Annotated in this window: 16 protein-coding genes; 1 reads left to right on the forward strand and 15 read right to left on the reverse strand. The window is 38.9% G+C overall.

Translation table 11 applies throughout. The features are described from left to right. The 12 genes from R2Q84_RS08650 to R2Q84_RS08705 all read right to left on the reverse strand — a co-directional run bounded on the left by R2Q84_RS08650 (position 1) and on the right by R2Q84_RS08705 (position 18,528). A complete protein-coding gene (locus R2Q84_RS08650) occupies positions 1–3,318 on the reverse strand; it encodes a SusC/RagA family TonB-linked outer membrane protein (RefSeq protein WP_316816143.1) in 3,318 nt (1,105 codons plus the stop codon). Between the two features lie 287 nt (positions 3,319–3,605). Further along, the gene (locus R2Q84_RS08655) at positions 3,606–4,802 is read right to left on the reverse strand and encodes a FecR family protein (RefSeq protein WP_316816144.1); all 1,197 of its coding nucleotides are present in this window, start codon (positions 4,800–4,802) and stop codon (positions 3,606–3,608) included. 64 nt (positions 4,803–4,866) lie between these two features. Beyond that, entirely contained in the window at positions 4,867–5,466 is a 600-nt protein-coding gene (locus R2Q84_RS08660; protein ID WP_316816145.1) for an RNA polymerase sigma-70 factor, read from the reverse strand. 192 nt (positions 5,467–5,658) lie between these two features. Then, positions 5,659–6,927 carry an amidohydrolase family protein gene (locus R2Q84_RS08665; protein WP_316816146.1) on the reverse strand — a complete coding sequence of 423 codons (1,269 nt, stop codon included), beginning with the start codon at positions 6,925–6,927 and terminating at the stop codon, positions 5,659–5,661. Between the two features lie 29 nt (positions 6,928–6,956). After that, a complete protein-coding gene (locus tag R2Q84_RS08670) occupies positions 6,957–8,099 on the reverse strand; it encodes a TlpA disulfide reductase family protein (RefSeq protein ID WP_316816147.1) in 1,143 nt (380 codons plus the stop codon). Between the two features lie 2 nt (positions 8,100–8,101). Beyond that, positions 8,102–9,196, reverse strand: coding sequence for a TlpA disulfide reductase family protein (locus tag R2Q84_RS08675; RefSeq protein WP_316816148.1), 1,095 nt, complete (start codon positions 9,194–9,196; stop codon positions 8,102–8,104). 14 nt (positions 9,197–9,210) lie between these two features. Beyond that, positions 9,211–10,710 carry a PKD-like family lipoprotein gene (locus R2Q84_RS08680; RefSeq protein ID WP_316816149.1) on the reverse strand — a complete coding sequence of 500 codons (1,500 nt, stop codon included), beginning with the start codon at positions 10,708–10,710 and terminating at the stop codon, positions 9,211–9,213. An 11-nt stretch (positions 10,711–10,721) separates the two neighbouring features. Further along, positions 10,722–11,483 (reverse strand): DUF4843 domain-containing protein, encoded by a 762-nt coding sequence (locus R2Q84_RS08685; protein WP_316816150.1) that lies wholly within the window; start codon positions 11,481–11,483, stop codon positions 10,722–10,724. Positions 11,484–11,494: 11 nt separating this feature from the next. Continuing rightward, complete coding sequence (locus R2Q84_RS08690; protein ID WP_316816151.1) at positions 11,495–12,928, reverse strand: RagB/SusD family nutrient uptake outer membrane protein; 1,434 nt, start codon at positions 12,926–12,928, stop codon at positions 11,495–11,497. An 18-nt stretch (positions 12,929–12,946) separates the two neighbouring features. Beyond that, entirely contained in the window at positions 12,947–16,342 is a 3,396-nt protein-coding gene (locus R2Q84_RS08695; protein ID WP_316816152.1) for a SusC/RagA family TonB-linked outer membrane protein, read from the reverse strand. 290 nt (positions 16,343–16,632) lie between these two features. Continuing rightward, positions 16,633–17,847 (reverse strand): FecR family protein, encoded by a 1,215-nt coding sequence (locus R2Q84_RS08700; RefSeq protein ID WP_316816153.1) that lies wholly within the window; start codon positions 17,845–17,847, stop codon positions 16,633–16,635. A gap of 75 nt (positions 17,848–17,922) precedes the next feature. Further along, complete coding sequence (locus tag R2Q84_RS08705; protein ID WP_316816154.1) at positions 17,923–18,528, reverse strand: RNA polymerase sigma factor; 606 nt, start codon at positions 18,526–18,528, stop codon at positions 17,923–17,925. A gap of 206 nt (positions 18,529–18,734) precedes the next feature. Here R2Q84_RS08705 and R2Q84_RS08710 point away from each other — a divergent pair, with 206 nt between their 5' ends. After that, complete coding sequence (locus tag R2Q84_RS08710; RefSeq protein WP_316816155.1) at positions 18,735–19,229, forward strand: hypothetical protein; 495 nt, start codon at positions 18,735–18,737, stop codon at positions 19,227–19,229. 17 nt (positions 19,230–19,246) lie between these two features. On the opposite strand, the gene R2Q84_RS08715 is transcribed toward R2Q84_RS08710, so the two are convergent. The 3 genes from R2Q84_RS08715 to panB form a co-directional block, all read right to left on the reverse strand. Next, positions 19,247–19,738, reverse strand: a complete 492-nt coding sequence (locus R2Q84_RS08715) for a hypothetical protein (protein WP_316816156.1) — start codon at positions 19,736–19,738, stop codon at positions 19,247–19,249. Between the two features lie 123 nt (positions 19,739–19,861). After that, positions 19,862–20,548: an RluA family pseudouridine synthase gene (locus R2Q84_RS08720; RefSeq protein WP_316816157.1), complete on the reverse strand. Its 687-nt coding sequence runs from the start codon at positions 20,546–20,548 to the stop codon at positions 19,862–19,864. Further along, complete coding sequence (gene panB / locus R2Q84_RS08725) at positions 20,548–21,363, reverse strand: 3-methyl-2-oxobutanoate hydroxymethyltransferase (protein ID WP_316816158.1); 816 nt, start codon at positions 21,361–21,363, stop codon at positions 20,548–20,550. The genes R2Q84_RS08720 and panB overlap by 1 nt, the downstream gene beginning before the upstream one ends. Between the last annotated feature and the right edge of the window lie 7 nt (positions 21,364–21,370).

Raw genomic sequence — 21,370 nt, forward strand, 5'->3', positions numbered from 1 at the left:
TTAGAATGTTGCGTTTAAACTAAATGAGAACTGTCGGGAGAATGGATAGCTGGTTCCTCTTTCTCTTCTAATGGTTGATAAATACATCGGTTCGGCGATATTGGCAGTAAGGTTTAATGCTTCGAGTCTTAATTTCTTCAATAAGCTTTTATTCCTTAAATCATATTGAAAATTCACATTCTGAAGCACCAGCGTATTTTCATCCTGAACAAACCTGGAGGTTTTGAAAGTTTGTTCCGTGACAAGCAGCCCTTTAAAAGGAGCAATATCTCCCGGTTGATACCAACGATCGTCATAAACCCTGGAATCAAGATTGTATTTAAAATCGGAAGTTTCTACTTTACTTACGAGCGTACTATTGTATTGCTGTGCACCCATAGTATATCTGAAAGAAGCATTCAAGGCAAAACTCTTATAGCGAAGCATTGTACTAAAATTCCCGAAGAGTTTAGGTTCTCTGCTTCCCACCGCTACAACGTCACTTCCCTTCCAGATATAGGTAGGCAAACCATCTTTACCCAGATACAGCTCTTTACCTGTACTTGGATCAATACCCAAAGATTGCACTACCCAAATATCATTACTGGAGTGTCCTTCCAGATATAAGGTTCCCGGATCGGTTGTACCATTCATGATAGCAGCCTGGGCATCTTTCAATGCTTTAGAAGTTTCCAATACTTTGTTTTGATTCCTCATCGCAGCTGCGGAGATACTCCAGGTAAATTTCTCTGGATTAGCCAGTAAAAAACCTGTAGCTTTTAGCTCGAAGCCTTTATTTTGCATTCTACCAATATTATCTATATAACTGGTAAATCCATTTGAAGCGGGTAGGTTGATTGACGACACCAGGTCGTTGGTTGTTTCAATATAATAATCAGCTGTGACTTTAAGACGTCTTCCTAAAAATTCAGCATCAGTACCAACATTGTATTTTAAATTCTGCTGCCATTGCAAATCTTTATTGCCCATACCTAATAAATAGGCTCCCATCCAGTTGAAGTAGCGTTGGTCTGCGTAATAACGATAAGTAGAAAGCGCCTGATAGGCATTAAAATTTTGTGATCCGGTAATCCCCATGGAACCACGCAATTTCAATCTGTCGACGATTTTATTATCTGCCAAAAACGATTCTTTGTGAAGGTTCCAACCCAGGCCCGTTGACCAAAATGGGGCGAAGGTTTTGTTTGCTCCAAACTGTGAAGATCCATCGAACCTTAAGGAAGCGTCTATAAAATACCGGTCATCATAACTGTAATTCAAATTACTAGTTATACCAACAGCCCTGGTCAATGCTTCTGATCCGGTTGGTTTTCCATCTTTAGCATATTGCAGAGCCATGGAAATAAAATCAAAGTTTGCATTTGGGAAACCTTCTGCTTTAAAATTATACCTTGAGTTTTTATTCTGGCGAACATTGTAATCTACACCGCCGAAAATGATGTGTTTGCCAGCAAACGTTTTTGAGTAAGTCAGGTTAACGGAGGCGTCATATCCAAAACCGTTAGAAATGCCATAATTATAATCACCTTTTCTGAATACATCAGCAGTACTATAATTGGCAAAAGCAGTATGATCTGCGGGTCTGAATGCATCATACTGAACATTTCCCTTCGTCAGCCCCACTTGTCCTCTTAAGCTCAACTCTGGAAGGATGTTCCATTCTACCGAAGTATTGTTAATGATCTCGGAAGTTGAATTTTTATCGAAAGTATGCAGTGTAGCATTATACAGAGGATTTGTAGGGAGCGGAGCCCATAAAGGGGAATTAGAGTTATCACCCGGATCGCCCAATAGCTTTAACACTTTTCCATTGTTATCATACGGTCTCCAATAAGGATTCTGCCTTGCATAATCGCTAAATGAACCATAGGGGGATTCCGTTGATTTGCCCTGTTGAATTTGAAGGTTATTTCTGAACCTGATGCCTTTATAAATATAAGAGAGTGTAATTGCACCATTAAATGTATTACGACCTGAACCTTTCATTACCCCTTGTATATTGTTAACCTGGGCTGATGCTCCATAACGGAATGACTGATCTCCACCTTCGAGTCGGAAATTATGACGTTGCCCTACACCATTGCGTAAAGGGATGGCCATCCAGTCTGTTTCAACTCCCCTGTTCACTTCATTCAACAAATAGCCATAGTATTTCTTCAAAAGCACATCTGTATCAGCACGATCATGATCATAAGTACCAGCTCGCCACTCCAGGTCTAGTTTTTCTCTTGCATTCAGCAAACTGTAATCAGAAAGATCGGGTGCTTCGAAGTTGATATCTGAGCGGAACGTTAAACGCAATTTACCAGGCCTTGGCGCCTTTGTGATAATGACAACTACACCATTGGCCCCTCTTGATCCATATAGTGCTGTTGCTGCCGCATCTTTAAGAAGTGTAATGGATTCCACTTCATTCTCGTTCATATCATACAGTTTTTGGAGGCTTGACTGGAAGCCGTCTAAAATAATTAAAGGTGTATTTAAGCCTACCCTGGTCTGATCCTGCAGCTCATTTACATTGGGGATACTTGAGTTTCCACGGATTTGTATTTCCGGCAGCCGATTGGGATTAGAGCCGAAAGAATTACTTTCAATGATGTTAAAAGCAGGATCGATATTTCGTAATGAGGTGATTAGGTTTCGGTTGCCGAACTGTGCAAGCTCTTTAGCGGTTACCGTAGTTGACGCTCCTGTAAAAGTCTCTGCCGATTTTTTGAAAATACCTGTGGTAATCGTCACTTCTTTCATTTCGTTCGTGGTCTCTTCCATTCTGATGGTAAGGAACTGCTGATCGCCACGGATTCTTACTTCTTCCGTTTTATAACCGATAAAAGAGATCAACAGTATATCGTTTTCTGAAGCTTTAATACTGAACATTCCGTCGGCAGCACTCATGATAGCACGAGCTGCCGAGCCTTTAATCTTCACAGAAGCACCTGGAATGGGTTGTCCTTTTGCATCAATCACTTTGCCACGGATATCAATTGCCTGAAAGTTTTCGATTAGCCCTTCGATAAATGATTTTTTCCTTTCACGGATGATAATCGATCGGTCCTTAATTTCGAATACCAGGTCCTGGTTTGCCAAAGACAGCTCCAATACCTCTTTAAGTGCTGCATTTTTTACGTTCAGGCTTACCTGGGCAGGTTGTTTTATGATTTTGCTATCGAAAATAAAATCGTATCCTGTCTGGTTTCTGATTTTTTTAAAGAGTTTTTCCAATGAAATATTTCTTTCTGCAAGGGTAACCTTTTGCGCATAGGATGCTGCGCTTACCTGAAGAAAGGTGGTCGTGATTATAATTATGACCATTTTCATAATTAACAAAATTTTAGGTGGCAGCCAATGCCTTGGCATGCCTAGGTTAAAAGTATTTATTTTCATACTTTTGATAAGGTTTGAGTTGATACTGAATAGTTGCACGATTATTTATTCCGGCCTTTCTTAAGGCTGGAAAGGGTTACTCAAATTACGGCCGGTAAGTGCGTCCAACACTTCCCGGCCTCTATTAGAACAACCATTAATTGCTTAATCTGTATGTCGTAAACGTCGGTTCATGTTGGTTGGTTTATTGGTATATAATTGTGATTGTTTAATAGTTGTTGTTATTTCATTACAGTGATGGTTTTCCCATCAACTTTAAACCTTACTTTCCCTGTTGCTTCAATGAGACTCAACACAGATGAAATATTTTTAGATCGGGACACGATTCCACTGAGATTCAGGTCAACTGGCTTTTCATCTTCATAAATGATTTGAACATTGTACCATCTGGCTACTTTCCGCAATACATCTTCCAGTTTTGCATTGTTCATCACAAAGTCTCCATTTTTCCAGTCTATTTCGTTTTCAATATCCACATTGGCTATTTTCAGGTCTTTTGCATTAAGTACTGCCTGCTGCCCCGGCGTTAGTACTACAGCATCTGTTTGCTTTCTGCTATTTTCTGTATCTAGTCTATTCACCCGTACAGATCCTTCGACCAATGTAGTTTTTACGGCTGGCTCATCTGTATAACTACTAATATTAAACATGGTCCCCAGCACTTCAACTTCCTGTTTAGCGGTTGTCACCCTAAATGGTACAGACTTATTGTGAGTTACCTCAAAGTATGCTTCTCCCGATAACAATACTTTTCGTTGAGATTTATTTTCAAAAGTTGTTGGAAACTTAATTGATGATGCTGCATTTAACCAGACTTTGGTTCCATCTGGTAAAATGATTTGTTGCTGATTACCATTATAGGTAGTGATTTCATTATAAGTTTCGGCACCTGCTTTATGGTGACCTGTCACTTTATAAACGAGTTGTCCATTTTCATCTTTTACGATGAGGAGTCCGGCCTGGCTGGCTATGTTTCCAGAGTTCGTATCCGTTAAAGCAATTTTTTGTCCGTCGGACAGGGTCAAAACTGCATGATTTATACCAGGGGCGACATCATTTGCATAAGCTATGCTCCGGGGCTCTGCAACAAAACTATTCCGCACAAAATAGATGGCAATGACAGAGATCAGGAGGATAGATGCGGCAATGGCAATTTTTGGCCATAATAATTGACGGGTTGGCTTCATTTGAGGGTGTAACGTAATATAACCTTCAATTTTACTGGCCTTCTCTGCTGTTACATCCTGCAGCTGCTCTTCGGCAAGCATGTTCCAGTTTGCATCAATCAGTTCATTTACCATTTCCGCAGCGTCCGGATTGTTCAGAATTTGTTTAAATTCTTCAAATTCCAGTGCCGTACAGCTATTGTTCTGATATTGATGATATAAATAAGTAAACTTTTCCTTTTCGTTAAGCATACGAGCCCCCTTTGTTATATAGACACCTGGAAAATAGTATCGGGGTAGTTGACAAACACTTTTTTTAAAATAATCTGAAAATGATTGTTAGAATAACCAGGTCAGTGTGTTTACTTAAATGATTACGAAGGAAACGAAGTGCCATTTTCATATGTGTTTGTACTGTAAGCGGGGAAAGGTTAAGTCGCTCTGCTACTTCTTCATATTTCAAACCTTCTTCACGACATAATTGATAAACCTGTCGTTGTTGCTGAGGGAGCAACGCAATACCAGCCTTTAAAACATTTGTCGTATCCCTGAGCAGGATATGCTCTTCAGTTTCATTGTGTGCTTCATCCCAGCTCCATTTCATCTCCCTGTCGGCACTAACTTCCAGCTTAAGTCTTCTGATTACATTTAGGCACTTATTCCTGGTCAATGTTCTCAGGTAGACTTCTAAGTTATTGATGCGCTCCACATCATCCTGTAGCTGCCATAGCTTCAGGAACGTTTCCTGCATGACTTCTTCTGCCTGTTCTTCAGATTTCAACATTTGAAGAGAAAACGTATAAATCTTTTTGCGGAACCTGTTGTATATTATTGCAAATGCATCTTCCCGTCCCCTGGCTATTTTTGCCAGCAGTACTTTCTCATCAGGCCAGATCTTGATTCTTTGTGAATACATTTCCCCAAGCAGTTGCTGTAGCAATATTAGATATTTATTTCATTAGTAGCTAATGAATAATGTTTGTGGGGAAATTAAAAAAATATTCAGTTCAACACAATATTCTTTTATATAAAGCGTCTATATATGTGAGAGCGTTAATTTAGATGGGCGGGAATGGTCGGTAGGATCATTCCCGCTTCTTTTTGTATATTATCTTGCTTCGGTAGCTGTAAACACCCTTTTTCCTGCTTTAAAAACAACCAAAGGCTTAAATAGGGCATTCAAAGTTATGGAAGGATCTGCATCAAGCAGCAATAAATCTGCCCTTTTGCCTTTACGGATTACTCCCCTATCTTTTAGACCTGTTACCTCGGCAGCATTTAATGTCGCTGCCTGAATGGCTTCCAGATTATTCATACCACATTTACTTACCAATAAATTCATTTCGTCCAGTAAAGGAACTGCTTCATCTTTTTCAGGATAAATCCAGTCCGTACCAGCAACAATCTTTACGCCCAGCTGATGTGCCCTGCGCGTAATTAAGGCGGCGTTGAACATCTTATTGTTTTCTGCATGAAAGACTGTCGGGTCTAAAAATGTGCCATGCTTTTTCATTTCCAGGAGCATTTTATCACGCATGTTGCTATCCAGCTTTAAGCCTTTATATAATTGGGCCCAGGCTGCGCCTATTTCTATCGTATCTCCTTTGATCTGTTGAAACACGAGATCATTGGCGTGCGACATGCTGTTTACACCGGACTGGGCTACGTCCATTGGTTTAGATGGAAAAATAGCACCATGTGCCCAGGCGAGTAATCCTTGTTTATGCGCTTCGTTCGTAATTTCACGGATCAGTTCTTTACTTAGATTGGCATAAATTTTTATCCCTGTAACCCCTGCTTTTTTTGCATTGGCAATTGCAGGCTTGACATCTGATTTAGTTTTAATGGCACAGTACCAGGCGGTATGCCCGAGATCTTCTTCTCCTTTTCTACCATTCGCCATCATTGCGAAATAACCAGGGCCCGCAAATTGGGCTGCATAAAAAACATCAGGGCCCAGAACTTTCCCGCTCTGTACATCCTTTTTGTAATTTGCCAGATAAGGTGCATTACCTGCCATATCTCTCAGAGTAGTGATGCCATGTCTTAGCATATTACCGGTGATACTATCTGTACTGAGGCGTGCTTTTTTAGGGTCTGTTAAATCGGCTGTCGCCAAATGTATGTGCGCATCCATCAAACCCGGAGTAATAAACTTACCTGTGCAATCAATGACCTTTGCATTGGCTACTTTTGGTGCAGTGGTCGTTACAGATTGTATGTAACCATCTTTTATAAGTAGAAATCCTTTGTATGGTTTTACGCTTGCATCTCCATCAATGATGGTAGCATTTTTTAACAAGATGGATTCGCTTTTTTGTGCAATGGCAACGCCTTGCAAAAGCATCAGGAATATAATTACGCTGAATTTGTTCATGTGATATCTGGAATTAACGGATTGGGTATTTATTTAATGAACTTTTCAAGTGCTTGTTCCAATGCCGGCCCTCTTAAATTGGTGGCAATTATTTTGCCCTGAGGGTCAATAAGAAAATTGGCTGGAATCCCTTTAACTTCGTACAATCGTTCTGCACCAACTTTTTTATCATTCAAGACCTGTACCCAAGGCATTCCGTCTTCTTTAACCGCTTTTCTCCAGGCAGGCTCACTTGAGTCCAATGACACACCAAGTACTGTAAAGCCTTTTGCTTTGTAATTATCATAAGCTTTTACCACTGTTGGATTTTCCTTGCGGCATGGCCCACACCAGCTTGCCCAAAAATCGAGTAAAACGTATTTACCTTTTAAAGCAGAAAGCTTTACTCCCTTTCCGTCCAAATCGTTCAATTCAAAGTCCGGGGCTTGCTGACCGATTGCAATAGATTTTAACCGGTCTATTTTCTTTTGAATCTGTTTTAAGTAATAGCAGTGCTGGATGGATGGATCAAATTGTTTTAGAAATGCTTCCATTTTTGGAACATCATCAGTTGACATGGTATACATACTTGCCATTACTGCAACTGGCATACTTTTGCGATGTTTTGGAATAAGTGCGGTTATTTCATCTTGCTTCTTCTTGAATAGTTGATCTAACTGAGCACCGGCTGCCTTTAATTTTTCGAGATTTTCGGGTGTCTGCGCAACATTGTTGTACAAATTAAATACTTCGTTATATGGCTTGGTTGCTGCTTCTATTTCTTTATTTGCAGAAAGGTTATTGTACAACTTATTGTATTCATCACCACATGGGGAGCCTTTAATGGAAGTAAGGGACATATTTTTGTCCTTAACCGCTGCTTGAATTTCAATTTTGGTTGTACATATGTAAAATGAAATCACCGGAATATTCATTGATGGGCCTAATGGTCCCAGTGAAGGTGCATGCAGGTAATAATGGCGCATATCTCCAATTTCCATATCGGCGGTAATTTTAAATTTACCATCCTTAGTCTGCGTCTTTTCAATTACACTTTGATCTACATTTAGCAAGACCAGTTCGTTGTTACCAAGGTTTTTGATTTCTCCCTGGACAGTTACTTTTTTTATTTGCGCGTCGGTTCCTAAGCCTAGAAAAACGAGGCTTAAAACTACTAATATCTTTCTAATCATTCTTATTTTAAGTTAGCATGTAATATTTCTTCCAGTTCGGCTTCTGAAATATTTTGAGCAATGACTTTACCGGTTTTGTCGAGCAGAAAGACAGTTGGCAAACTCCTAACACTATACTGCTTAGCTACCGAGGATTTCTCTATCCCTGTTAATTCGGACACTTGTAACCATGGTAAACCGTCCTTTCTTATTGCTGCTTCCCAAAGGTTTTTCTTATCATCCATAGAAACAGAGACCATTTCAAAACCTTTGTTTTTGTACTTTTCGTAGAGCGGTTTTATTTTCTGATTAGCGGCACGGCAAGGTGTACACCAGGATGCCCAGAAATCGACCACCACATACTTGCCCTTCAAAGCTGATAGAGGAATAGACTTACCCGCCAAATCTGGTATACTAAAATCCGGTGCCTGTTGTCCGACCAGGAATTCTCCTTTTTTCTGATTATATCTTTGTATAAGGTTGGAGTAGACATCTGAGTAGGCCAGTTTAGGAGAGAAAAGTGTCTTCATCTCTTCTAGCTGCTTAAAATTCATCACATCAAAACTTGGTCTCATCACGTGCAGCATGGCTAATGAAGCTGGATACTTACGGATATACTTAAGCTTAATAATCGTCTGCTTTTCATTCAGTGCATTCATTTCTTCACCTTCCTTTATCCGCTCTTCTTTACCTAGTTTCTCGTAACGACGACCTAACTCCTGCATTTGTTTATTCAAAACAGCGGTTTCAGCTTCATAAGCTCTTTGTATGCTCATTTCTTTTCCACCGCTAATGCTATCTCTATTTTTCCAGTCGGGCTGCATCAGGATGTCGTAATTCTCATTTTCTAGAAATAACGATACGGATTTTCTGATCTTTTTAATTTGTATGGATGCAGATAAAGGATGTTTTACAGTTCCTTTGAAACTGAATGATCCATTGGTAACCGCAGCACTATCCAGTAAATTTCTACCGTTGTCGAAACTATACAGGTAGGCCATAGATGGCTGGTCAAGACCAGCCACCTTTCCTTTTATTTGATAACCTTTTTGGGCGAGGCAGGCAGAGCCCGAAAGTCCCATCATAAAAATGGCGACCCATTTGTTTATCTTTCTCATAATCAACAGGTCTATTATTTCATCATTTTATAAGTGATGTCGACGATTGGGTCAAAGCCATCATTTCTGCTGTTATATTTCCCTCCTTTTAAAACCCCGGTAGCGGTTAGATCGAAAGTATAAAAAATACCTTCTCCATCTTTATTTGCTGCAACACCCAAATGCCCTTCTGGGACAGGTGTATCGGGAGTTGTTTTAAAAAAGGGTGATCCTTTAAGCATACTCAATGCCGATACCTTCTCATCTGTGGGAAAAGAGTAAAGAAGAGTAGTACGTTTTTCACCTACTTTATATACATATAAATTATTATTAGCCACATAATATATTACAGGTAGTTTACCCGATGTAGCAAAGAAAGTGGGCGCTCCATTATCCTGAATTCCCATTGGATCAACTGCTACCGCCGGATAACCGTCCAATGCACCCTCTAGTGCCATTGTATATAAATTATAGCCACCGGTTACGCTTTTACCTACTACATAACTCATGTCACCAGCACCTAATCCACCAAACTTAACCTCATCAGGAAAATGATTCATATCAAATGCTGCATTTACAGGTGAAGCCTTGAAAGGCAATAGTTCATTTACACCAGACTTCTGATACAGAAAACGTTTACCTTGCTCGTCATAAAAAACTGACGCAATAGGATTACCAGACTCAACGGGTAAGATTAATTTAGCAACACGATAATTACCAATGAATGGCAAATCAAATCCTACAGGAAAATTAATAGGACCACTCCTTGGGCGCGGAGACTGATACAATTGTCCAGTTGAATCCCATAGATAGAAAATGTTATTGTATATATCAGTCGCATAATTTGTCACATTTATATTAGATGGATTCTTAAAAGCATCGTGGGCGTCTTGCTGAATTTCAAACGTATTATAGTCTAAAAAGTATACATTAGGCAGCGTAGTTGAAATCGTTATAGGCTGCGAAGAAGCATCCCAATCATTTATACAAACTATTTTTTCGGGTTTAGCATTAATTGGATACTCAGTTGATGGTTTCAGAAAACCTTTAAGCACATCATTAGCTGGAGTTACAATAGATAAGTTAGTTTTATTATCTTTCCAGGTCAGGAGCAGCCAACCTTCGGAAGTAAGGCGTTTCACGGTTAGGGCAATCTTTTTATACCCTTTTACACCTGTTTTTGTATCCGTGCTTTCAACAACGAGAAAATACTCCCCGGTTGCCATAGTGATTCTAAGCTCCAATTGAGCTTTATTGCTTACGACAATTCTTTCCGAAGTAGCATTACTAATTGCTGAATAGTAGTACCATTGGAAAGTTAGGTCACCATTACCCTGACTTTGATTAACATTTGCATCCAGCTTTAACAGGTCATCAACGTTGACCATATAAGCATCTTTCAAATTTTCATCTATGTTCAAATTATTTACAGAGTCAGGTTTATAATCACCTAGATTTTGCTTAAGGCATGCACTAAACACCAACAGTAACAATACTGCGATGCATGAAGTGATTGTTTTAAATATTTTATTCATCTCGATCCTTTTTAAAATGAAATTTCGTTACCATTTTCATCCTTTAACTTTTCAGGATGAGTTGTGTTATACTTGACAAGCGCAGTATTTAATGTCGTTTTATTCCTATTCATAACTCCAGCTGAAGTAGTAGTTGGGAAACTAGTTTTGGCAAGTACATCGATTATGAACCTAAACTTCACTTCACTATAAACCCCAAAATACTTGGCAATAAATGAGTCCCAATTCTCGGGTTTAACTACAATATCCTTTGCTGTAACATTTAATGCGACAAGCCGAATAACACCTGTATTACTGAAAAACTGAGTACTATCTCTGTCAGGTCCAAGCTCAAAATTATCATTTGCTTTTAAATTATAGGAAAAAGATAGTGGCTTCACGGCCATACCGGGTGTTCTACGAACAACTACCCGGATAATGGTATTAAACATTCCGGCAGGTATTACAAAGTTCTTATCCAATATATCGAAGTCAAGTCCTTCCTTTGCATTTCCGGCAACGGTACTGCGCTCAAAAATAAATGACCTGTCAATTTTCGATGCGGCCCCGCTGGATTGGATATTAAATCTTAAAGTATCCGTTTTTTTACTGCTATTCTGTGGTGCATAATCAATCCTCAAGTCTCTTGCAGTTGATGTTGGGAAAGGTGCGTAAAATTGGCTTTTTGATAAATTCAAATATATCCTTGACTTTTCACTGTACTGTTGCAATTCCTGCTTCTTACAAGCAGTGAATATTATGCAAATCATTGATATGATTAGTATTTTTTTCATTTTCGATTCATTTATTTATTAAAAATCAATTCATCTTCAGGTACCGGCAATACATATACCTTACTATTGGCAACCACCGCACTCCCAGGAATAGTTGAAAAGCTGTTTCTTTTATAGTAATAGAACAACTGTCCTTCGCTAAAAAATTCTTTTTGATATTCTTTAGTCAACGCATTCTGCAGATCTGCTTTGTTATTGATGCCTGTTAATGGATCTACAGCACGATGGCTAAGCACCTCATTCACAAAGTCAATAGATTCATTGAGGTCCGGAGAACATTCGGCAGCGATATAATACATTTCACTTACCTTAACAACAGGCACTACATTTTTAGCCCATGTACAATTTCCTGGTGAAGATTCAAACTGGAGATATTTCGTATTCATCAATTTACCTGCTGTACTTTGCCAAAGGTAAAGGAGTCTGATATCGGTACTAGATGTACTTTCCTCGAAAACAGCTTTAATCACATTATCCTCGTTATTAAGCGGTGTTTGTTCATACGTATTTGAAAAAGTATTAAAATAATCATCAGTATACCCCTTCATATTATTAATCTGCAATGCGAATAATTGTTCATTCCTGAACGTACGATCGCGACAAGCGCCTGTAGTAGAAATATCAGCGTCTGTTACAAAACTGAACTTTCCAGAGCCAATTACTTTCTTTGCATAAGCATAAGCTTCAGCAGGTTGATTATTATACTGATATACCCTTGCCAATGTAGCCTGTACTGCCAGATAGTTCATTCTAAACTTTCTGTTTTCCACATTAAAGTCATAGTAATCATTACTAGCACCGCTTACAATAGGATCTTTTGCCAATAATGCCTCTGCTTCAAGAAGATCTTTAATAATTAATTTCAACACTTCGTTTGCCGGCAATAATGGCTGCGCGTCTTTACTTAATATAGTTCGATAAGGAATGGCGGGTGCAGTAGGATTATTAGCCATCATTGGACCAAACATACGTAGCAGATCAAAATGGAGAAATGCCCTAAGCCCCAATGCTTCACCCTTAATCAAATTATAATTATTACCAGTAAAAACGGATCTTTTTTCATCCATTTGACTTAAAATATTGTTTGCATTTGCTATTCCGGTATAAGCGGAAAGCCAAATGGTCCGGATGGTGCTTTTTACCTTTATTCCGAGAACATCACCTTCATAATTGTAGTTTACGGCATCCCAGTAAGGACTGGCCTTAGTCCCTGCTTTATAACGTTGTGCTAACAGATCCAGGAAGGACATCGTTAATTTGTCCCCGTACAAATCCCTCCTCGCCATAAGTGTGTAAACACCCGACAAGGCATCCACAAATCCTCTTTCCTTTTCAAAAAGGAACTCTTCTTTGATTTGTGATTTTGGCTTTACATCCAGATACTTTTTACAGGAGTAACAACTACCGACGATAAGCAGTAATAATATAATATATTTTTTTGTCATGACTTTAAATTGATAGGGTTAAAAACCTGTTTGTATGGAAAATGAAAAGCTTCGGGCGAAGGGGTAATCGGTACCACGCTCCATCTGAATAGAACTTAAACGGAATAAATTGTTCATGTACAATCCAAAATTCAGATTTCTTAGCTTCAACGATTTCAATTTTGCCGGATCAACGCGATACAACAAAGACAGAGAGGTCATCTCCAATGTATTGTCATCCTGAACAAACCTGGATGAAGCATTGGTTTTTGAACCATCAATCTTTATCGATTTAAAGTAAGCCAAATCCCCTGCTTGTTGCCAACGCTGTGTAAGTACTCGTCTGTCTGCATTGTCTACCAGATTTACATTCTCTATCCTATCCACTAAAGTTTGATTATATTGTTGTCCACCTAATCTATATGAGAAATAAGAAGTAAGCTGTAAGTTTTTGTAAGCCATAGTAGCACCAAAACTACCACGGTATTTAGGATTAGATACACCTACAGAAACCATGTCTTTAGAATCCCAAACAAAAGTCGAAGTCCCGTCCTTTTTAAGGAATAATTCTTCTCCAGTTACCGGATCTATTCCTAGTGATGGAACTACCCAAAGTGCGTCAAGAGGTTGTCCTTCTTCATATCTTTGAAATGGACTGCTTGTAACAGTGGATGCGTACAGTCTTTCATTTTGCGCTTTCAGTTCGTTACTAATTTTTTTAACAACACTGGTGTTACTACCAACATTCCCCATTAACATTAAACTAAAGTCTTTAAAATTAGCTGATTTAATTGCCTGAAAACTGGTTCTTACTTCCCAACCGCGACTTCCTAATGAGCCTAAATTCCCTTTATAGGTTTGGAAACCTGTAGATAAGGGTAGGTTAAAATCTGCGATAAACTTATCCGTATAATCATAATAGTAATCAGCATTTATGTACAAACGTTCTTTGAATAAGGAAATATCAGTGCCCACATTATATTTCATCGTACTTTGCCAGGTTAAATTCTCGTTACCGATGCTCAACAAACTGGCACCAATGCTATTCCCGTAGGCTTCATTTAGGAAATAGTTGTAGGTACGATAGGCCATATAGGGATCAAACTGCTGCGCACCCGTTAATCCTACAGATCCTCGTAATTTTAATTGAGAAATGATTCCATGTTCCAAGGCATTTTTTACAAAAGCCTCGTTATGTATATTCCAACCTGCTCCAGCCGACCAAAATGGTGCGAACAATTTATCGGAGCCCAAGCCCGAAGAACCATCTAAGCGGTATGAAAAATCAGCAAAATAGCGATTATCATACGTATAATTAATGTTTCCTAAAAACCCTAAGGTTTTTACAGTTGACTCTGAACCAGATGGACGATCATTTACATATTTTCTACCATAAAAAATATAGTCAGTAAGTGCACTTGGCAATCCATTTACCTGCACCATCACATTTTCATTACTGTTTTGATTGGCTCTGGCACTAAAAGTGGAATAGATTTGGCTTTTACCAAAATTACGGTTGTAATTCAGATCAATATTAGCATCATAAGAAAATAACTTGCCATACCCAGAGGTATAAGAACCACGTTCAAAGATGGGGGTATTCAGGGCTTTGAAAGTCGTATGATCTGCGGGTAAAAAGATTTCACTATCGTCATTTTGTGTAGTAAGTGATAAACGGCCTCTTAAACTAAACTCTTTAGTGAAATTGTAGGTAATTGCTGTGTTATTAACCAGGTTCCTGGTTTTTCTAAAATCTTTGCCATTAAGGGTTGTATTATAAACCGGATTATAAATATCCCCGTAAACTGCTCGTTGTATTGATGCGTTCTTTCGCTGAAGATAAAGCACAATATTACCATTTTCGTCGTATGGACTATAATAAGGGTTCATACTTATATATTGTGAAAAAGAGCCCCACGGAGAATTCGTAGCATTGGTAAACTGTAAGCTCAATCTATTGCTCAACAAAAATTTATTGCCACGATAGTTCAGGTATATACCTCCATTATAAGAGGTGCGATCTGATCCTTTAATTACCCCATTATTTTTATTAAAAGTAAAATCTAGTCCATAAGTCATACGGTCACTTCCCCCATCCATGGTCAAACCATGTCTTTGTCCCAATGTATTCCTTACTGGCAAAGCCGGCCAATAAGTATCACGCCCGCGCAACATTTCCTTATATCGCTCATTATAAACTACTTTAAGATCTTCATCAGTATCCGTATATCCGGTATTATAAACGCCGGCCATTTTTTCAACTTCCAGTTTCTCCCTTGCATTTAGCAATTTATAATCGTGTAAATCAGGAAGATTTGCAGTTAAGTCCAGTTTATAGTTAAACCGAAGTTCGCCAGCCTGTGACTTTACCCTTTCTACTACAATCACACCACTTGCCCCCCTGGAACCATAAATTGCAGTTGCCGACGCATCTTTTAAAATGGTTACGCTCTGAATCATGGTTATATCAAGATCACTGATCTGATTGATAGACACCTCAAAACCATCCAGAATAAACAACGGAAGGTTTGGATTCACAGTATAAGTATTCTTGATTTCATCAACACGTTTACCGTAAGCATTATAATAACCCTGTTCAGCCCTTTGTGTACTGACACTCAAAGGATCTACAATGGTGTTAGTCGGCAAACTCGAGGTACCTCTCAACTTTAACTGCGAGATTTTATTTGGGTCAGAACCATTCAAAATATCCTGAGGAATCTGAACAGCAGGATCCAAAACAGACAATACACCAAGTATATTCTGGTTACCAACTTTACGGATATCATTAGCAGTAATGGTATTCGCCGCACCAGTATAGGTTTTCGCAGAACGTTCAAAAATACCAGTGATCACTACATCCTTTAAAGCCAAGGGACTTAACTTCATGCGAATCGATAGAGGTTCGTTCTTATCCTTTACCGTATATTCAAAAGGTTCATAGCCAATATATCGGAATACAAGTACATCCCCTTTTTCAGCGGTAATGGTAAATGCGCCATCGCTATTTGTTTGCGTCACCGTTTTTTTGCCTTTAACAACAATACTTGCACTAGGCAGAGGGTCGCCATTTTCGTCCAATACCCGGCCTTTTATATCAATGGCCATCACATAGTTGTACAATTTATCCAGCAAGCTTTTTTCCTTTGGTTTAATGGAAATCGCTTTGTCTTCAATAGAGAATGCCAAGCCTTGCTCATCCAGAATTTTAGTTAAAGCATCCCTTAAGGGAACATCTTTAAAATTAACAGTTACCGGTGTGGTCTTATCGAGCTGTTCTGTTTCGTACAGCACGTTAAATCCGGTTTGTTTTCTGATCTCGAGCAGGATACTTTTAATACTTGCATGATCCCGCTTGAGCGTAATGTTTTGCGCACTGGTGCTGGCACTCACTTGTAGTAAAAAAACAGTCATTATCAAAATGATCAATTTCATAATACGGAGTAATTGGTTAGGTATAACTAAAGGCAAACCATGCCTAAATAGTTGATTAAAATTCATAAATTTGGTTGTTTTGGTTAGTTGCGGAAGCCTGGAAACCTCGAAAATTTATAGGCGACCGTAATTGTAAAACTTATTATGGTTGGTTCTTTCTTAAAGAATTGGCAAATCAGAACAGCTAACCGGGGGTGGTCTCAAGCATCTCCGGTTTTGTGTTTCTTACAGGCAAAAATATTTTGGTATTGGTTTAGTTTTTGCACTCATCTGCATGATATATAGTAGCATTATTTCATGGCGATGATCCTCCCCTCTTCGATTTTAAAATGGACACCGCCCGTTAATTCAAGCTGTCTCAATACTTTAGATACATTATCAAAACGCGATACGCTTCCTCCAAATAGTTTATTTTTATCTACACCTTCGTATATAACTTCTACGTCATACCAGCGTGATACCTTTTTCATGATACTTTCCAAAGGTTCATCATTGAATACAAAAACTCCATTTTTCCAGGCCAGGACTTCGTCAACATCAGCTTTGGTTACTTTAATTACTCCTTCGTTTATGATAGATTGCTGACCAGGTTTGAGGATAATATGACCTTCTTTTACCCCCTGTAAATTCTTCACCTTAACAGAACCTTCAAAAAGTGTAGTTTTTACGGCCGATTCTTCTGCATAACTACTGATATTGAAATGTGTACCTAAAACCTGGACCTCCTGTTTAACAGTAAGTACCCTAAACGGCTGACTAGCGTCTTTAGTTACTTCAAAGTAGGCTTCACCACTCAACTCAACCTTTCTTTCATTTAAGGAGACAAAACTTGTTGGAAATTTTAGTTTCGATGCCGCGTTTAACCATACTTTGGTACCATCGGGTAGTATGATCTGATAAGTTCCACCCTTAGGCGTTGAAATCGTGTTATAGCTACCCGCTGCAGCACTTGCATCATTTCCCACAACTTCGTAAACCAGTTGTCCTTGTCCGGTTTTACGAATCACCATACCTTCAACTTTTACCAGCTCTCCATCAGCAGCCTCATTAAGTGTAATCGTTTTTCCATCCGCAAGCGTTAAAACTGCCTTATTTCCACCTGGCGGAATATCATGAGAAACAAGCTCTGCCGCTAAATCCTTAAATTTTACATTGGGATAATTATTATGGAGCATTGCTGCAATTCCTGTTACAACTAAAGCAATACAGGCTGCGCTGAGATAAACAAAAGCCTTACGCTTATAAAAAGGAAGTTCAATGATTTTATCTTCGTCCGTCTTTAATTTAGCGGAGATATTTTTATACAGAGAAGCCAGGTGTTGCTTCGACTCCGGGCTTAACGAGGCAGGCTCGTTTCCTTTGCGTAAAGTATCACTTATAGACTTCCGCAGGTCTTTTTCAGTCAACGTACCAAATTGCCCCATCAACAGCTCAATTTCCTGAGGTGTGCAGGCATTATTCAGGTAACGTTTGAATAACTCTGTATGTGATATATTTTTTTCCAAGTTGTTTCTTTTTCACGCTAATACGCTTGTCGAAAAAAAAGACACTACTCTAAAATGAAAAAAAATAAAAATATTTTAAATACATCCTGTTAGCGCAACAACCAGCAAAACGGGAAGCAAGTCTTTGGATTTATTAAGGTATTCCCTGATGCTGACATTCGCCTTTACCAGATGATTACTAACTGTTGAAGCAGAGACCCCCATAATTTCAGCAGCCTCGTCATAACTCCGGCCTTCTACTTTACACAAGATAAACGCAGTTTTGCGCTGTGGAGATAACGTAGCAATCGCTTTATCAATTATTTCTTTACTTTCCTTGCTCAGCAAATCTTCCTCGGTATGGGTATAAAGTTCGGTTGTAATCCGCCGGAACTTCTCCTGTAGTTTTCTGTCGCGGGCGACTTTTCTAAAATGATCGTATACCAGATTCTCTGCAATGGTGTACAAGTAAGACTTAAACGATTGTGTAGTATTGATTTGTTCTCGCTTTTCCCAAATCTTTAAAAAAAGATCCTGAATGATCTCATCAGCAACATCTGTATCTTTGAGCAGCCTCAGCAACCGTGCATAAATCATTTCACTATAATGTACATACAGTTTCCCAAACGCAGGTTCTTCTCCTCCTTTAAGTTTAAGAAGTATATCTTGTTCATTCCAGCTTTCTGATTGCTGTGTTTGCATTTTAATAATTACTGATAAGCTTAGTTAAGTTCCGAAAAAATAGTGGATCATCCTCCCAATATTATATATAATTTCTGAATTAGGCACAATCCTTAGCAAATTTAAGCTTTATCTGCTCTTTTAACCCTTGAGTATAATTGATATTAAATTCAAAATAAAAAACAATCTCCGTTATACTTTTGTTGTACCCCGATAAAGAACACCATATGAAACTACTAATATTAACACTGGCATTCTCTGCAATTACTATAGCATCCTGTACAAATGAACAAAAAGTTAAGCAGGCCGACGATACAGTAGCTAAAGTTATTGCCGTGGATACCACGTTTACTTCCAGCCGCCCGAGAACCAGTAGCAGCGATTGTTACGTGTACATCAAAAACAGGGACACAGCTTCTCTTAAAATTAACATAGAAGGAGAAGAACTAACCGGAGAACTGGACTACAAATTATTTGAAAAAGACAGCAATAAAGGCACAATTGCCGGCGAAATGAAAGGTGATACCATCATTGCTGAATACACATTCGACTCTGAAGGGATGAGATCCGTAAGAGAGGTCGTTTTTGTCAAAAAAGATGACGGTAAAATTTACGAAGGCAGTGGTGATGTTATGGAAAAGGGTGGCAAAATGATATTTAAAGACCGGAGCACGCTAAAGTTCGGTCCGGCAATTGTATTTACCAAAACAAACTGTAAATAGATTTTAAACAAGACGTGTTACTGCTTAATAAGGTCGAGTATGAGCTCGGCATTGTACGCTTCAACGATCTCCCCGGTTTCTTTATCTTCATATTTAACATTTGGGAAATTTGCGGTCCAGGTCAGTTTGCCGGCCGACACATCAGAGATTTCCCATTTTTTTGCATCAAAAATTTCAGCCTCATGTAACTCAATATAAACGCTTTTCTTTTCCTGCGTTAGTTTGTATGTAGTGCTTATCGATTGGTCACTCTTACTTAAAATATTTGCCTTCGGCCCTATTGTAAAATCAACTTCAGTAGCATCACCGGGTCTTTCCAATATCTCTTCGTATTCTTTTTGTCCAGACTCGTCATAGTATATCATCTTATTAGATTGCACATTCCACTTCCCTCTTAATTCTTCACTAATCCGGGCAAGCTGTGCACCATCTTTCTTACAACTTATAGCAGCTATTACAATAAACAGGATTAACAAACCGTATCTCGCTAATGATTTTGAACTCGTCATTAATTTTATTTTAAATGATCAGAAATGATTAAAAATAAAATTACACAATAGGAGCAGGCAATAATTGGCTTAATTGTATATGATTTTGCCATTTGAAATCTAGGGCAATAAAAAAGGGATTTGTTAAAATCCCTCAAACTTTTCCCAGAAACCATCTACAGGCAGCTTCGCAAAAATATTAACCGGTTCCTTCTTAACCGGATGAAGAAACTGAAGTCTTCGTGCATGTAAGCAAATACTCCCCTTACGACTACCGCGCGGATAACCATATTTATTATCACCTACAATTGGACAGCCCATAGTAGATAATTGTACCCTGATCTGATGCGACCGTCCGGTAAGCGGGTCTATTTCAATTAAATAATAACCATTTAACTCCCCAATAAGCTTATAGCTCAGTTCAGAACGCTGACTTCCCGGAACCTCAGTGTTATAAGGTGTAACTACATTCTTCTGTGGATTTTTAATCAACCAATGAACAAGTGTACCGGAAGCCTTTGAAGGCTTGTTACGCACGACCGCCCAATAGGTCTTTTTAACTTCCCGGTTTTTAAACATAGCATTCACCCTTTCAAGGGCCTTACTTGTCTTAGCAAATAGAATAACACCACTCACTGGCCTGTCAAGCCGGTGTACCACACCTAAGAACGCACTATTGGGTTTATTGTATTTTATGGCGAGGTATTTCTTCACCTGTTCATCCAGGGGTTCATCACCGGTCTCATCAACCTGAACAATATCACCCGCTCTTTTCATTACGGCAATCAGGTGATTGTCTTCGTAAAGTATATCCTTATCCGTTACAGGCATTAATATTGTTCTTTTTCATTTGGAAAATCACTCCCTTTCACATCTCTGATATAGGCTTGTGCAGCTCCTTTTATTCCTTCATAAAGGTCAAGGTACTGACGTAGGAAACGTGGTTTAAAGCCTTTGGTTAAACCAATCATATCATTTACCACAAGCACCTGTCCGTCACAATCTCCACCCGCGCCGATACCAATAGTTGGGATATGCAAGCTTTCAGAAACCAATTTGCCCAATTTGGCCGGAATCTTTTCTAAAACTACTGCAAAACATCCTGCTTCCTGTAACGCCAGGGAGTCAGTTTTTAACTTATCAGCTTCTGCTTCGTCTTTTGCCCTTACAGTATAGGTACCAAATTTATAGATAGATTGGGGAGTAAGTCCTAAATGCCCCATTACCGGAATACCGGCTGTAATGATACGTTGTACAGAATCTACTATTTCAGTTCCTCCCTCAAGCTTTACGCCGTGTGCACCCGACTCTTTCATGATACGGATAGCAGAATTTAAAGCTTCTTTAGAATTCCCCTGGTACGAACCGAAAGGTAAATCAACAACTACAAAAGCACGGGCTGCTCCCCTAACTACCGATTGTGCATGATAAATCATCTGATCTAAAGTGATCGGAAGAGTGGTTTCATGTCCGGCCATTACGTTAGAAGCGGAGTCTCCAACTAATAAAACATCCAATCCCGCATCATCCAGAATGGTAGCCATCGAATAATCGTATGCAGTTAACATAGAGATCTTTTCTCCACGTTGTTTCATTTCCTGTAATATATGAGTAGTTATTCTTTTTACTTCTTTATTTACCGACATGCTTTTA

Source organism: Pedobacter nyackensis (genome assembly GCF_032678475.1).
GTDB lineage: Bacteria > Bacteroidota > Bacteroidia > Sphingobacteriales > Sphingobacteriaceae > Pedobacter > Pedobacter nyackensis_A.